We start from the raw sequence: 13,995 nt of genomic DNA, 5'->3' as shown, positions 1-13,995 counted from the left end.
CACTGGTATGCGATACTGGCCGCCGACGAAGCGGAGAGGCATGGCCGAAGCGATCCTCAAACGCGAGCGGGTCCGCGACTACCTGCTCGAACTGATCGAGACCCACCCGGCGGGCGCCCCGATCCCCGCCGAACGCGTGCTGTGCCAACAACTCTCGGTGTCCCGCCCCACCGTCCGCTCAGCCGTGGAAGAACTGGTCAACACCGGCCTGCTGATCCGCCAGCACGGCCGCGGCACCTTCGTGGCCCGCGCCAAGATCACCCAGGAAATGGTCTCCGACACCGGCTCCATGTCGCTCCCCCAGGCCTCCGGAACCTGGTCGTCACAGGTGCTCGAACACGCCCGCATCCCGGCCGGCGCCCGAGTGGGCCGCCGCCTGCGCCTCTCCCCCGCCGCCGAGATCCACTACATCGCCCGCCTGCGCCTGGTCGACGGCGAACCCATGGCACTGGAGTACCTGCACGTCCCCGCCCTGGTCGCGCCCGCGTTGACGTTGCACGACATGGAGTCCGGCGACTTCTACGAACGCCTGCGCGAGCACGGCGTCCACGTCCGCGATGCCGTGCAGTCGATCGAGCCGACCGTGACGAACGAGTCCGAGGCCGCGCTGCTCGGGGTACCGGAGCTCGCGCCGGCGCTGTTGTTCGAGCGGCTCACGACGGACGAGGAAGGGCGGCAGGTCGAGTACGTGCACTCGATCTACCGGGGTGACCGGTATCGGATCGTGTCGAAGCTGACCTTGGGCGCGTCGCCGCGCAACACGGTGGACGTGCAGGCGAAGGTCGGCAACGACCCGTTCTGATCACAGGAACCGGGCACTCTGGCTGTCGATGAACGTCTGCGCGCGCTCCAGGGTGTGCGAGGCGTAAGTCCCGCTGGCGCGCGCGTCCAGCAACGCGTTCTGCTGAGCCTCCATCATCAACCGCTGCAGCTCACGGCGTTGGTGCATCGCGCTGTCCGGGTCCTGTTCGACGAACATCTTCTCAACCCCCTCACTCATCGCGAGCGTCCGTTCCCGAGTCTGCGCCAGCAGTTCCGAGTCGAACTCCTGACCGTTCTCCCGGCACAGCTCCGGGTTGCCCAGGAAACTGTGGGTCGCTGTCATCAGCTCGCCCGCCAGCCGCGCGTACTCCCGCCGTTCGTGTTCGTCGTCGTTGCCGCGGACGCCGAGCCACCGGATCACCAGCGGCAGCGAGCCGCCCTGCACGACCAGGGTGACGATCGCGACCGTGAACGCGATCAGGATCAGTTCCGTGCGGTGCGGCAGATCGGTGGGCAACGTCTGGGCGGCGGCCAGCGTCACGACACCGCGCATCCCCGACCACGCGAGCACCGCGCCGCCGCGCCAGCCGAGTCCTTCGCTCGCGTAGAAGGCGACGTCGGCCTGTTTGCGTTGCAGCGCGCGGACTCCCCGGTCGTACCGCTTCTCGTCGCCGGGACGGGGGCCGCGGGTGGTGAGGCGGTCCAGAAAGGACTCGATCTTGTCGGCGAACGCGTCCGCACGGCGTTGCTGACGGCGCAGCAGTGCGATCAGCGGGATCACGAACGCACCGCGCAGCACGACCAGCGCCAAAGTCACCAGCAGGCCGATCACGAGTGTCCGGGCCAGGCCTTCCTCAGCCACGTCGTTGACGACCGAGGTGAGCTCGAAGCCCATCAGCAGGAAGACGCCGTTCTCCAGCAACAACTGGATCGTGCGCCAGTTCGTGCGTTCGGAGATGCGGTCGTGCGCGGTGAACTTCCTGGCGCTCAGGTGCCCGGTGATCAGGCCGGCCACGACCACGGCGATCACGCCGGACGCGTGCACCTCCTCGGCCGGGATGAACGCGAGGAACGGCACGACGTACGAGATCGCGGTCGTCAGCACGGGCTGGCCCTGGATCCGCGACCGCGCCCACACCGACACGATGCCGACCGCCGCCCCGATCACCACACCCACGGACACGGCGAACGCGAAGTCGCCGACCGCCCCGCCGAACGACACGCTGGCCGTGATCGCGACGATGGCCGTGCGCAGCAGCACGAGCGCGGTGGCGTCGTTGACCAGTCCCTCGCCTTCGAGAATCGTCACGAGTCGTGGCGGCAGACCGAGCTTCTTGCCGATCGAGGTGGCGGCGACCGCGTCCGGCGGGCTGACCACCGCACCCAGCGCGAGGGCGGCCGCGAACCCGATCTCCGGCAGCAGCCACCAGATCAGCAGCCCGGTCCCGAACGCCGACACGGCCACCAGCAGCACCGACAGCGACCCGATGGTCGCGAAGTTGCGCCGGAAGTCCACGACCGGCACGTTCACCGCCGCCGAGTACAGGATCGGCGGCAGCACGACCGTCAGGATCCATTCCGGCTCCACGAACACGTGCGGCGCGCCGGGCAGCTGACTGCAGCCCATCCCGACGATCACGAGCAGCACGGGCGCCGCGACGCCGAGCTTCGGCGCGAAGTACGACACCGCCACGATGATCAGCACCGCCGCCACGGCGAGCAAGGCCAGCTCCTGCATGACGTGCAGTTTGTCTGATGGAGCGTGATCTTGCCCGCGAAGCAATGAGGGAAATCCCGGGGTGCTGATCACACTTCGCCGCGTGGTCCCCTGCGCCGACCGGAAAGTCCGGTTCAGAGGGGGAGATCACCATGCGCAGAACTTTGCTGGCAGCCGCACTGGCAGCCGGGACACTGCTCGCCGTCCTGCCTGGCCAGGCTTCGGCGGCGCTTTCGGTTGACGACGCCATCCCACCGGTCGCCGACCGGATCTTCGAACTCGGCCACGACCGCGGCTTCACCAGCCAGCGCACCGACTACCAGCACCGCGCCATCACGGTCCGCTGGTCCGGCGCCGTCCCGCAGGACGTCCAGCGCTACGCCGACGCCAAGCCCAACGGCGTGTCCATCACCATCGTGCCCGGCGCCAAGTACTCCCGCGCCCAGGCCGAGGCAGCCCGCACCAAGCTCCAGACCAGCGCGTACGGCCGTCAGCTCGGCATCGTCTCCACGTCGTTGCGCCAGGACGGCAGCGGCATCGAGGTCAACGTCGCGAACACCCCCACGACCTTCGCGGTCTCCGAGGCGCAGCAGGTCGCGGGCATCGAGGACGTGCAGATCAACTACGGCGCCCGCGCGCCGGAGGGCTACTCACGCCCCAACGACGCGGCTCCGTGGAAGGGCGGCGCCCGCATCCGCCACAGCGGCCGTGGCTCATGCACGTCCGGCTTCGCGGTGCTCAAGGGCAGCGTCGGCAAGCTGATCACCGCCCGCCACTGCGACCCGGCGGCCAACGCCGCGGTGACCGACGGCGCCGGCCAGCAGATCGCACCGGGCGGCGCGTCCGTCGCGGGCATCCCGGCCGTCGACTCGCTCATGATCGACCCGTCGGCCTCGCCCGCCACCACCGCGAAGATCTACCGCGGCGCCTGGAACAGCAACACGACCTCGACGGTGAAGAACTACGCGTCGAACTGGCCGGGCGACCCGGTCTGCAACTCGAGCTCCAGCACCGGCGAGCACTGCGGTGAGGTCTACGACGACAGCCAGAACATCAGCTTCGGCGGCGTGACGGTCAACGTCATCCAGGTGAAGGCGACCTCCGGGATCATGGGCGGCCAGGGCGACAGCGGCGGTCCGATGTTCAAGAAGCTGTCCAACGGCGTGCAGGCGCGCGGCATCCTGCTCGGCCCGGACACCGACTACGCCCAGACCACCTCGTGCGGCACCACCGCGCCGGACGCCCAGGGCATCTACTGCTCCCGCTACATCAACTACGTGCCGATCAGCACGATCCTCAACGCGTGGGGCGTCAGCCTGGAAGTGGGCTGACCGCGGGCAGGACGTGGCGGCCGTCGCGATCGGTGCTCAGGCACAGCGAGCAGATCTCGCCCCCGATCGCACTGGCCGCCATGTCCGGCCGCTCGTAGGACTCCCCGCACACCACGCAGTCGTACCGCGTCCCGCTCGGGTTCCCATCGGCGTCCAGCACCGGTTCCGCGATCCCGTCATCGGTGCGGCGCAGGTAGAACCGGCCACGGGTGAGCACCGCGAGCAGCGGCGTCAGCACGATCGGGATGCCGACCGCCACCAGCGGCGAGTAGGGCTGCACGGCCGCGCCGAACAGTCCGAAGTAGACGGAGATGGACAGGATCGACGACGCGAGGAACGACCCGACGCCCACCGGGTTGACCGCGTAGAGCATGCCCCTGCGGAACTCCGGCTGCTTCGGCGACAGCTTCAGCACGTACTTGTTGATCGCGATGTCCGTGGCCACCGTGACGACCCACGCCATCGCGCAGTTGGAGTAGAAGCTCAGGATCTTGTTCAGGAAGCTGAACATGTCCGCCTCCATCAGCACCAGCGCGACCGCGAGGTTCACCAGCACGAACACCAGCCGCCCCGGATAGTGCTTCGTGACGCGGGTGAACGAGTTCGTCCACGCCAGCGACCCCGAGTAGGCGTTGGTCACGTTGATCTTCACCTGGCTCAGCACCACCAGCACGAGCGCCAGCGGCACCACCAGCCACGCAGGCATGAACTGCTTGAACACCCCGGTGAACTGCTCGATCGGCTCCACCGCCGCGACCTTCCCGACCGCGTCGAGCACGTAGACCGCCATGAACACGCCGATCGCCTGCTTCAGCGCGCCGAACACCACCCAGCCCGGGCCCGCCAGCACCATCGCGGTCCACCACGCCCGCCGGTTCTCCGCCGTGCGCGGCGGCATGAACCTCAGGTAGTCGATCTGCTCACCGATCTGCCCCATCAACGACAGGCAAACGCCGGCGCCGAGCATCACCGCCGCGGTGTTGACACCGCTGTCCCCGTAAGCGAGAAAGCGGCTCACCGAATCCGGCTCCGAGATCACCAGGAACAGCAACGGCGCCACCATCAGCAGCAACCACAACGGGTTGGTCCAGCTCTGCAGCTTCGCCAGCACTTTCATCCCGTAGATCACCAACGGGATGATCACCAGCGTCGAGGTCGCATACCCCAGCCACAACGGCAACCCCAGCGCGTACCGCAGGCCCTGCGCCATGATCGAGCCTTCGAGCGCGAAGAAGATGAACGTGAAACTCGCGAAGATCACGCTCGTGATGACCGACCCGTAGTAGCCGAACCCGGAGCCGCGCGTGATCAGGTCGAGGTCGATGTTGTACCGGGCCGCGTAGTACGCCAGCGGAAACCCGGTCACGAAGATGACGATCGCCGCGAACCCGATGGCCAGCAACGCGTTCCCGGTGCCGTGGGTGAGGCCGATGCCGGCGCCGATCGAGAAGTCGGCCATGTAGGCGATCCCGCCGAGCGCGGACGCCCCGACGACCGCCGGTGTCCACCGCCGATAGGTCCGCGGGGCGAACCGCAAGGTGTAGTCCTCCAGCGTCTCCTTCGACGCCGCGGGGACGGGCGTGCGCTCCACAACCTCGTCAACCGTCATGGATCTCGACGCTAGGGAGCCCCCGTTTCAGCCGATCAAGGCGCGTGTGACGGGAGTGTTTCGCGAGCTTCCCACTACCTGGAACGCTCCACAGTGGACGGAGGGCTCAGGGCGTCGTGCAGTTCCCAGGCCGCGGCCTCCAGACCCGCGACCGCCCGAGCGCATCCCTCCTGGCCGACCCGCTCCAGCTCGACAAAGGCCGCGTCCAGGCTTCCGAAAGCGGAATCGAGCGCCGACTGGGCCCACCCCTGTTTCCACAGACGGTGCTTCAGGGCTTCCGCGTGGACGTGCGGATCCGTCGTCTCGCCGCGGTCGCCCGCGCGCAAACCGTTGATACCGGCGAACAACGCGGTGAGATGCAGCGTGACCGGATCCAGGTGCTCGTCGCGGTCGGCAATCCGCCAGCGCATCCCGAGGCCCGCGACCAGCGTGGCGAAGGGATGGACGCCCAGCTCCACCCGCTTCTCCCCGCTCTTGCTGAGGAACACGCCGACCTCGTTCACGACGTCTTCGGCGAAAACTCCTGCCACACCCACCGCGATCACCACGGGAGCGATTTCCCGCGCACGGGCACAAACGCGCCGCGCGACCACGCGCACCTTGCCGGGTCCGGCGTAAAGCGATGTCGGCTCGACCTGGTTGCGCACCCGCATCCCGAAGGTCATCAGGTCCAGTCGCGCCTCTTCGACCCGTCGCCGCTGATCGTCGTCCGTTCGCACCGCCTTCAACGCGATGACGGTCCTTTCGACCATCTCCCTGGCGGGTGGCGGCGGTGGAACGCGATACCCGAACGCCTCCAGCATCGGAGCGAGGTCGGCCGTCGCCCATCCCAGCATCGCGTTGAGCCGTTCGACCGGCAACGGTTCCGCCGCGGCGTCCGCCAGCCGGTCCCACAGGTCGCAGTCCCGCGCGACGGCGGTCAGCTTCTCCAGCAGATCGTGCAGTCGCTTCCGAAGCTCGGCCGTGGTGGTCTGCTCGAGCTCGACCACGCGGGCGAGCACTCGTTCGGCTTCCTGCATCTCGCTGGCCAGCCGCAGTTGAGCAAGCATGACGACCTCCACACCGACACCGGTCCGGTGAACCGCTATCGCCCTCCCGCGGACAGCCGTTACGGTCAAGATCATGGATGATCTGGTGACGTTCATGAAGGAACGCAGGCGCGCCGACGAAGCGGCCGCAACCGCGTGAGCAGCGCGATCCGCCACCATCACGACGTGGGCCCAGAAGGTGGCCACCCTCTGACCACCCACCAGATCCCGGCCGAGGTGCTGACCACCAGAATCCCGAGGCGTTCGCGGACACGTTGGACCGCAACGGAATCGACGTGGCCGAGCTGGAAGGTCCCTAGCGCGGCAGCTTCCAGATCCGGACGGACTTGTCGTCACCACCGCAGGCGATCCGCTCGCCCTTCGGGTCGAACGCCACCGTCTCGATCCGCGCACCGGCGCCGACCACGGTGGCACGGACGGACTTCGACGCCACGTCCCACAACTGCACCGCGTTGCCGTGTCCCCAGGTGGCGATCGTCTTGCCGTCCGGGTGGTACAGGGCCTTCGTGATGATGTCGTCGCCCTCGGTCCGGTCGAAGACGGCCTTGCTCTGTCCCGAGGCCACGTCCCAGAGCTGCATGCTGTTCTTGCCGTCGTCGTCGGGAACCGCGAGGGTCTTGCCGTCCGGGGAGAACGCCACGCCGTCGCCGGTCGAGTCGTTGATGGTCTGGACGGTCTTGCCGGTCGCCGGATCGACGATCTTGATCTCCTGGTACTTCGTGCCGGCGTAGGCGAGCATCTTGCCGTCCGGGCTGAACGCGAGTTCGCTGCTGCCGTTCGCCTCGGTCAGGCCGATCTTGACCTTGCGGGTGGCCACGTCCCACACCTTGAGGCCGCCGGTGTGGGTCAGGCCGACGATGGTCTTGCCGTCCGGGTGGAAGCGCAGGCACTTCATGATGGACCTGGCGTCCTCGAGCGCGCCGATCTGGGTGCGGTCGGCGAGGTTCCACAGGTACGTGGTGCTGTCGCCGGTCCGGTTGCCGCCCGCCGCGAAGATCTTGCCGTCGGGGCTGATCGCGACCGCGCACGCCGAGGCGCCGCCCGGCCCGTCCGGGTTCTGGACCGTGCCGATGAGCTTGCCCGCGGCGGCGTCCCAGATGCGGACGACGGCGCCGCCGCGGCCGAGACCGTCCTCGGCGCTGACGAGGATCTTGCCGTCCGGGGTCCACGCGATCGACGAGACGGACGCCTTGTGGTCGGAGAGCTGGATGTGCTCGGTGATCTCTTCCGGGAGCCCCGGTTTCGCCACCGACGAGGTCGTCGACTCCTCGGAGCCGCCCTCCTTGTTGGAGGCGAGCTTGTTGTCGTTCGTGGACGGCAGTTGGGCGCCGTCGCCGTCGTTGTTCTTCGAGGCGATCCACCACGCGGCGCCGCCGCCGAGAGCCGCCACCGCACCGGCTCCGGCCAGCAGGAACGTGCGTCTGCCGGGCCCGGATCTGACCGGGACCGGCACGACCATCGGGGCACCGGAGAGCAGCGCGAGGGCCTGGTCCACCGACGCGCGCTCGGCCGGGTTCTTGCGCAGCAACGCGCCCAGCAACGACGAGAGGTGCCCGGCGCGCACCGGGGGCGGTGGTTCCTGGGTCAGCAGCATCGACAGCGTCGTCATGAAGTCCTGGCCCTGGTACGGGGGCCGGCCCTCCACGGCGGCGTACAGGGTGGCGCCGAGCGACCACATGTCGGTCGCCGGGGTGATCGACGCGCCGGTGCCCTGCTCGGGCGCCATGTACGCCGGGGTGCCGACGATCGAGCCGTCGGTGGTCAGCGGCACGTCGCCGGTGAGCCGCGCGATGCCGAAGTCGGTGATCACGACCCGGTCGCCGGACAGCAACACGTTGGCGGGCTTGAGATCCCGGTGCACGATGCCGGCCTGGTGCGCCGCCCGCAACGCACCCAGCATCGACGTGGCGACGTAGGCGACCTGGTCGACGGGCAGCGCGCCCTGGACCTTGATGGCGTCGGACAGCGAACCGCCCCGCACGAACTCCATCACGATCATCGGCGCGCCGTTGCACTCGACGACGTCGTGCACGGTGACGATGCCGGGGTGGTTGAGGTGGCCCGCGAGCTGCGCCTCACGCATGGCGCGCTGGCACAGCAACGCCCGCTGCTGCGGGTCGAGACCGGCGGGCAGCAGCAGCTCCTTGACGGCCACCTCACGGCCGATGACCTCGTCCCGGCCGAGCCAGACCCGGCCCATCCCGCCGGTGCCGATCACCTGGATCAGCCGGTAGCGCTGCGCCACCAGACTTCCTGTCGCATCTGTCACGGCGCGCAGCTTAGATGGGAACACGCTCCCATTCGCGCGTATCCCTCAAGTTCGAGAATTACCGGAACTGTTGGTAGCAAAGAAACATTGTGTGTTCTCAATCGGTCGGCAATGGACCTGTCGCTAGTGGACTCTCGCGACCTCGATGCCGACCTCTCCGAACATCCGCAGCTTCCGCGCACGGGTGGGCTCCACGGTGAACCCTGCCGCCGCGATCCGCTTCGCCACCGCATCCCCCACGTTGTCCCGCAGATGGATGTGCAGGTCCCCGCTCGCTCCGCGTTTCCTCCTGCCGTGGCCATGACCGTGGTCGTGCAGGACGGCGTCGGCCAGCACCAGCACGCCGTCCGGTCGCAGCACGCGGCGCACCTCGGCGAGCATCTCGTCCTTCGCCGAGGTCTCCAGGTGGTGCAGCATCAGGCTGGAGAACACCACGTCGAACGACCCGTCCGGGAAGGCCAGTTCCTGCGCGAACCCGCGATCCAGCTGTGCGGTCAGTCCCGCCCGCCTGATCTTGCGCTCGGCCCTGGCCAGCATCTTCAGATCGGGATCCACCCCGGTCAGCTCCACGTCGCGGTGCCGTTTTCCGGTCGCGCGCAGGAGATTCCCCGTTCCGCACCCGACGTCGAGCACGCGCTGACCGTCCCGCAGCCCGGCCAGCGTGATCATCTGGTCGTGCACGCGAGCGAGACCGGACACCGAGTGCATCACGTCGTACAGCGGCATCAGGTAGTGCTTGCCCATTCCGGGCAGGTAGTCCCGTTCCTGGGACGATGTTTCGGCCATACGTCCATTCTGACTGGGCAGCCACCACGGTTTCTGTGCCGATCCACGGTTTGAGTGGGATGATTTGACGGTGCGGACCCGACGATCAGCCCTGCGCGCGGACGAACCGGCGACCTACACGTGGCAGCCGGTGCCCGGCGAGCTCTCCGTGGCGGTCATGACGCTGGGCCACGACGCCGACATCAACGGCGCCCACGAGGCGCACTCGCACGACTTCCCCGGCCTCGCCTTCTTCTCCGGCGACGGCGGCATCGTGCGGACCGGCAAACAGGTCCGGCACGTCGAGGCCGGCGACCTGTTCGTCATCGCGCCCGGCGACGTGATGGGCCAGGCCCACCGCGACGACCTCGTCGGCGCGCAGGGCTGGGGCGTGTTCTTCACCGCCGACGTGCTCGGCACGGACATCCCCGGCGCGCACATGGCGTGGCGCACCCACCCGCTGCTGTTCCCGTTCGTCCGCGGCGGCGCGATCGGTGCGTTGCGGCTCAAGGTGCCGCCGCCGGACCGCAGCGAGTGGATCGCCCGCATCGAGGCGCTGAACGACGAACTGACGCACCGCCGCGAGGGCTACCGGGAAGCCGTGTCCGCCCATCTGGTGCTGCTGCTGGTCGGGGTGTCGAGGCTGGCCGCGGACGTGGTCGGTGACCTGCGCGAGAACGCGGAACCGTTGCTGGCCGAGGTGTTCGACGTGATCGAGCGGCGTTACCCGGAACCGCTGTCACTGCGCGAGGTCGCGGAGGCCGTCCGCATCTCCCCCGGCCACCTGACCTCGACGGTCCGCAAGCGCACCGGCCGCACCGTGCAGGAGTGGATCACCGAACGCCGGATGGTCCAGGCGCGGCGGCTGTTGTCCGTGACCGAGCTGACGATCAGTGACATCGGGCGGCAGGTTGGGTTCCCGGACGCCGGCTACTTCGCCAGGACGTTCGGCAAGCTGCACGGGATGAGCCCGACGTCGTGGCGAAGGGTGAATGGCGGCTGAACTCCTGCGAACGGCCTGGCGAGCCGTGGGCGTTTCGTCGGATTCGGCGTGCGCGGTCGTGGCACTGTCGTGCCATGACCGGCGGGGAGCAGACCATCTTGAACACCAGCGAAAAAGACCTCGGGACGAGGTTCCACGACCTGATGGAGGTCGTCGTCCGGCGGCTGCCGTTCGGTCTCGCCAAGGTCGTCGCTCCCAGCTTCCTCGGCTTCGCGCTGATCAACGGCTGCACGTTCGGCATCGACCTGCTGCTGCTCGCGTTCTTCCGCGGCGGCCTCGGCCTGCCGGTGCCGATCGCCTTCACGATCGCCTACGTGCTGGCGTTCGGGCTGAGCTTCGTCCTCAACCGCGCGCTCAACTTCCGCTCGCACGCACCGGTCGGACCGCAGGCAGGCCTGTACGCGGTGGCGATCCTGATCAACTACCTGGCGTTCATCCTCGGCGTCGGCAGCGCGCTGACCGAGATCGGCCTCCAGTACCTGCTCTCCCGCGTCGTCGCCGGTGCCTGCGAGGCCGCCTTCATGTACAGCGTGATGCGCTGGGTCATCTTCCGCGACACCAGGGAGCACTGATTTCGTCAGCCTGGCAACCCGGCAATCAGTGCCAAATCAATGCCATGGCGTGACAGCTCAAGGTCGTCACTTTAGGTTCAGAACCAGTCATTCTCCGTCAACGGCGTAGCCCACCCGGCGGTGCGCGATGCCTGGAGGACCGGCTGATGCGACTGGTGGAACGGGAAGAACAGCTCGCTCGACTCGACCTGCTGTTCGCCGACTGCCTGGCGGGCCGGGGTCGAATCGCACTGGTCAGCGGCGCGCTCGGCAGCGGCAAGACCGCGTTGCTGCAGGAGTTCGGCGAGCGCGTGGCCTTCGCTGGAGCGGCTTTCGTCAGCGCGGTCGGGTCGTGGGCCGAGCGCGGGCTGCGGTTCGGGGTGATCAGCCAGATCCTGCACGACAAGGCCGTTTCCGCGCTCGGCCACCGGTTCGTGGGGGCGGTGCTCTACCGGACCGCCCTGCTCGGCCCCGCGCTGCACGTGCTGTGCCTCGGTCTGCTGGAACTCACCGAACGGGTGCCGCTGGTGATCGGCATCGACGACGTCGACCTCGCCGACCAGGCGTCGCTGAACTGCCTGCTGTCGCTCGCCAGGCGGCTGCGGTCGGCGCGGGTGCTGTTCCTGCTCACCGAGTCCCCGCAACCGCGGTCGTCGTTCCGGGTCGAGCTGCTCCGTCTGCCGCAATGCACCTCGGTGGTCCTGAAGCCCTTGACCGAACGTGGTGTCGCCGCGTGGCTCGGCGAGCGCGAAGCCGGGCGGATTCACGCGCTGACCCGCGGCAATCCGTTGCTGGTGCGCGCCGTGGCGGACGACGACCTCCCTCAGGCCGTGCTGCGCTGCCTGCACCGGGGCGGCCCGCTCGTCCGGCACACCGCGCGGGCGATCGCGGTGCTCGGCGAGTTCGCGTCGCCCACGGCGATCAGCAGCCTGATCGGGGTCGACACCCACGCGGTCACGCACGCCGTACAAGTACTGACCACGGCAGGTCTGGTGGACGGCGGCAGGTTTCGGCACGCCGGCACGCGGGACACCGTGCTTGCCGACACCACCCCGGCCGAGCGCGGCAGCCTGCACGCCCGCGCGGCACGCATGCTGCACGACCGGGGAGAGGCCGCCGACGTCGTGGCCTGGCACCTGCTCGAAGGCCCGCCGCGCCGGCACGAGTGGGTCGTCCCGGTGCTGCGGGCCGCTGCGCGGAACAGCCCGGCAGAGTTCGCTCTGCGCTGCCTCGAACTCGCGAGGAAGTCCTCTGTGGACCCGGTGGAGACGGCGGCGATCACCGCGGAACTCGCCCGGCTGGAGTTCCGGTCGAACCCGCTCGCGGCAGCTCGCCACCTGACCGCTTTGCGAGAGGCGATGCGGGCCGGGCACCTCGATCAAGCCGAGATCGTCATGGTGGTCAGCCAGCTGCTGTGGCACGGCCGCACCGGCGAGGCGCTCGATCTGGTGCGGGACGACCCGGACGTCGAGCTGTGGCTGGCTTCCGCGTACCCGTCGCTGGCCCGGTGGCGGCACCACCCCGACTCGCCGCTCACCATGCTCCTCCGTGGTGACGAGTCCGCTGCCAGTCGCGCCGAGAGGTTCCTGCGGCGTGTGCAGCTCACCGGGGACATGCCGTGGGCCGCGGTCTTCGCGTTGCAGACGCTCATCTACAGCGATCATCTAGACACCGCGACGGCGTGGTGCGACACGCTGCTGGAGCGGTGCGGCGATCACTTGGCGTGGCAAGCGATGTTCTGCAGCCTGCGGGCGGAAATCGCGCTGCGCCAGGGTGATCTGCGGGCCGCACGGCGGTTGGCCAGGGTGGCGTTCCGGCTCCTGCCACCGCACGCCTGGGGCACCGCCGTCGTGGGACCGTTGAGCTGCCTGATCCTCGCGTGCACCAGGGCCGGCCGATACGTCGAAGCCGCCGAGCACGTCGCCCAGCCCGTCCCGGAAGCGGCGCTCCAGAGCCGGTTCGGGCTGCACTACCTCCATGCGCGCGGCGAGTACCACCTGGCCACCGACTGGCACGAAGCCGCGCTCGCCGACTTCCGGGCGTGCGGCGACCTGATGCGCGCGTGGGGCCAGGACCACCCCGGTGTCGTGCCGTGGCGGGTGCAGGCCGCGCGGGCGTTGCTCGGCCAGGGCCGCCCCGACCGCGCCCGGCACCTGCTGGTCGACCAGCTGGCGTCGGCCAGCAGGCGATCACGCACGAGCGGCTTCGCGTTGCGCGTGCTGGCGTCCGTGAGCGAACCCGCGCTGATGGCGCGCATGCTCGCGGAGTCCGCCGAGATCCTCGACGAACGCGGTGACAGAGTCGGCCTCGCGCACGCCCTGGCCGACCTGAGCGCCGCACTCGGCCACCACCCGCGCGCCCGGATGATCGCCCGGCGCGCCTGGCACGTAGCCCACGAGTGCGACGCCCGCCCGTTGCTCCCCGCCGACGTGCCGGACGCGGCCGAACTGGTGGAGGAACTGACCGAGGCCCAGCGCCGGGTAGCCGCGCTCGCCGCCGACGGCCACACCAACCGGGAGATCGCGCGCAAGCTGTTCGTCACGACGAGCACCGTCGAGCAACACCTCACGCGCGTCTACCGGAAGCTGGAGATCAAGCACCGAAGCGAACTCCCGGCGGGATCTCGTCCACGACCTCGCCGCTGAACAGCACGAACCCGGCGTCGGCGAAGTTCGCCATGTCGGCCTGCGCGGCCTGCCCCTCCGGTGTGCTCATCGCGGCCAGCAACGCCTCGGCGGAGTCCGCCGTGATGTCCACCTTGACGTAGAACGGCGGCGGCGTGCCGTCCGGGTTCGGGCCGAGTTTCGTGGCGGTGGCACCGCGCAGCCCGAGCTCGACGACCTTGCGGGCCAGCGGCGTGTGCACGCCGAAGAAGTGCTCGTCGAACGCCTCCGGGTCGGCCGGGTGGTGGTACAGGCAGGTGAATACGTACATGGTGT

The 13,995-nt window shown here is 69.1% G+C and carries 11 protein-coding genes; 5 read left to right on the top strand and 6 right to left on the bottom strand.

Annotation, left to right across the window (positions count from 1 at the left end; all coding sequences use genetic code 11):
- Window positions 1–40 precede the first annotated feature (40 nt).
- Complete coding sequence (locus tag SK803_RS03595) at window positions 41–802, top strand: GntR family transcriptional regulator (RefSeq protein WP_319964276.1); 762 nt, start codon at window positions 41–43, stop codon at window positions 800–802.
- Here SK803_RS03595 and SK803_RS03590 read toward each other — a convergent pair whose 3' ends face one another.
- Window positions 803–2,500 (bottom strand): cation:proton antiporter, encoded by a 1,698-nt coding sequence (locus SK803_RS03590; protein WP_319964275.1) that lies wholly within the window; start codon window positions 2,498–2,500, stop codon window positions 803–805.
- Between the two features lie 131 nt (window positions 2,501–2,631).
- Here SK803_RS03590 and SK803_RS03585 point away from each other — a divergent pair, with 131 nt between their 5' ends.
- Window positions 2,632–3,810 (top strand): chymotrypsin family serine protease, encoded by a 1,179-nt coding sequence (locus SK803_RS03585; protein ID WP_319964274.1) that lies wholly within the window; start codon window positions 2,632–2,634, stop codon window positions 3,808–3,810.
- Here the strand turns inward: SK803_RS03585 and SK803_RS03580 are convergent.
- From SK803_RS03580 to SK803_RS03565, 4 genes are all read right to left on the bottom strand, one after another.
- A complete protein-coding gene (locus SK803_RS03580; protein WP_319964273.1) occupies window positions 3,791–5,419 on the bottom strand; it encodes a purine-cytosine permease family protein in 1,629 nt (542 codons plus the stop codon). The genes SK803_RS03585 and SK803_RS03580 overlap by 20 nt on opposite strands.
- 74 nt (window positions 5,420–5,493) lie before the next feature.
- Window positions 5,494–6,468: a hypothetical protein gene (locus tag SK803_RS03575; protein WP_319964272.1), complete on the bottom strand. Its 975-nt coding sequence runs from the start codon at window positions 6,466–6,468 to the stop codon at window positions 5,494–5,496.
- 295 nt (window positions 6,469–6,763) lie between these two features.
- Entirely contained in the window at window positions 6,764–8,737 is a 1,974-nt protein-coding gene (locus tag SK803_RS03570) for a WD40 repeat domain-containing serine/threonine protein kinase (RefSeq protein WP_319964271.1), read from the bottom strand.
- Window positions 8,738–8,860: 123 nt separating this feature from the next.
- Complete coding sequence (locus tag SK803_RS03565; RefSeq protein WP_319964270.1) at window positions 8,861–9,523, bottom strand: class I SAM-dependent methyltransferase; 663 nt, start codon at window positions 9,521–9,523, stop codon at window positions 8,861–8,863.
- A 70-nt stretch (window positions 9,524–9,593) separates the two neighbouring features.
- Here SK803_RS03565 and SK803_RS03560 point away from each other — a divergent pair, with 70 nt between their 5' ends.
- From SK803_RS03560 to SK803_RS03550, 3 genes are all read left to right on the top strand, one after another.
- The gene (locus SK803_RS03560) at window positions 9,594–10,505 is read left to right on the top strand and encodes a helix-turn-helix transcriptional regulator (RefSeq protein ID WP_319964269.1); all 912 of its coding nucleotides are present in this window, start codon (window positions 9,594–9,596) and stop codon (window positions 10,503–10,505) included.
- A 74-nt stretch (window positions 10,506–10,579) separates the two neighbouring features.
- The gene (locus SK803_RS03555; RefSeq protein WP_406601476.1) at window positions 10,580–11,077 is read left to right on the top strand and encodes a GtrA family protein; all 498 of its coding nucleotides are present in this window, start codon (window positions 10,580–10,582) and stop codon (window positions 11,075–11,077) included.
- Window positions 11,078–11,223: 146 nt separating this feature from the next.
- On the top strand, window positions 11,224–13,701 hold the full coding sequence (locus SK803_RS03550; protein WP_319964268.1) for a helix-turn-helix transcriptional regulator: 2,478 nt from the start codon (window positions 11,224–11,226) through the stop codon (window positions 13,699–13,701).
- Here the strand turns inward: SK803_RS03550 and SK803_RS03545 are convergent.
- A complete protein-coding gene (locus SK803_RS03545) occupies window positions 13,649–13,990 on the bottom strand; it encodes an EthD family reductase (protein WP_319964267.1) in 342 nt (113 codons plus the stop codon). The genes SK803_RS03550 and SK803_RS03545 overlap by 53 nt on opposite strands.
- Window positions 13,991–13,995 lie beyond the last annotated feature (5 nt).

The sequence above is a fragment of the Lentzea miocenica genome, assembly GCF_033949945.1.
GTDB classification, from domain to species: domain Bacteria; phylum Actinomycetota; class Actinomycetes; order Mycobacteriales; family Pseudonocardiaceae; genus Lentzea; species Lentzea miocenica.
The sequence above is the reverse complement of the archived record's forward strand: the minus strand, read 5'-3'. Positions and strand labels throughout refer to the sequence as shown.

Excerpts from the sequence above, each read along its gene's own strand:
- SK803_RS03555 (WP_406601476.1), top strand. The coding sequence starts at position 10,580 with ATGACCGGCGGGGAGCAGACCATCTTGAACACCAGCGAAAAAGACCTC.
- SK803_RS03585 (WP_319964274.1), top strand. The coding sequence starts at position 2,632 with ATGCGCAGAACTTTGCTGGCAGCCGCACTGGCAGCCGGGACACTGCTC.
- SK803_RS03565 (WP_319964270.1), bottom strand. The coding sequence starts at position 9,523 with ATGGCCGAAACATCGTCCCAGGAACGGGACTACCTGCCCGGAATGGGC.
- SK803_RS03590 (WP_319964275.1), bottom strand. The coding sequence starts at position 2,500 with ATGCAGGAGCTGGCCTTGCTCGCCGTGGCGGCGGTGCTGATCATCGTG.
- SK803_RS03595 (WP_319964276.1), top strand. The coding sequence starts at position 41 with ATGGCCGAAGCGATCCTCAAACGCGAGCGGGTCCGCGACTACCTGCTC.
- SK803_RS03575 (WP_319964272.1), bottom strand. The coding sequence starts at position 6,468 with ATGCTTGCTCAACTGCGGCTGGCCAGCGAGATGCAGGAAGCCGAACGA.
- SK803_RS03545 (WP_319964267.1), bottom strand. The coding sequence starts at position 13,990 with ATGTACGTATTCACCTGCCTGTACCACCACCCGGCCGACCCGGAGGCG.
- SK803_RS03550 (WP_319964268.1), top strand. The coding sequence starts at position 11,224 with ATGCGACTGGTGGAACGGGAAGAACAGCTCGCTCGACTCGACCTGCTG.
- SK803_RS03580 (WP_319964273.1), bottom strand. The coding sequence starts at position 5,419 with ATGACGGTTGACGAGGTTGTGGAGCGCACGCCCGTCCCCGCGGCGTCG.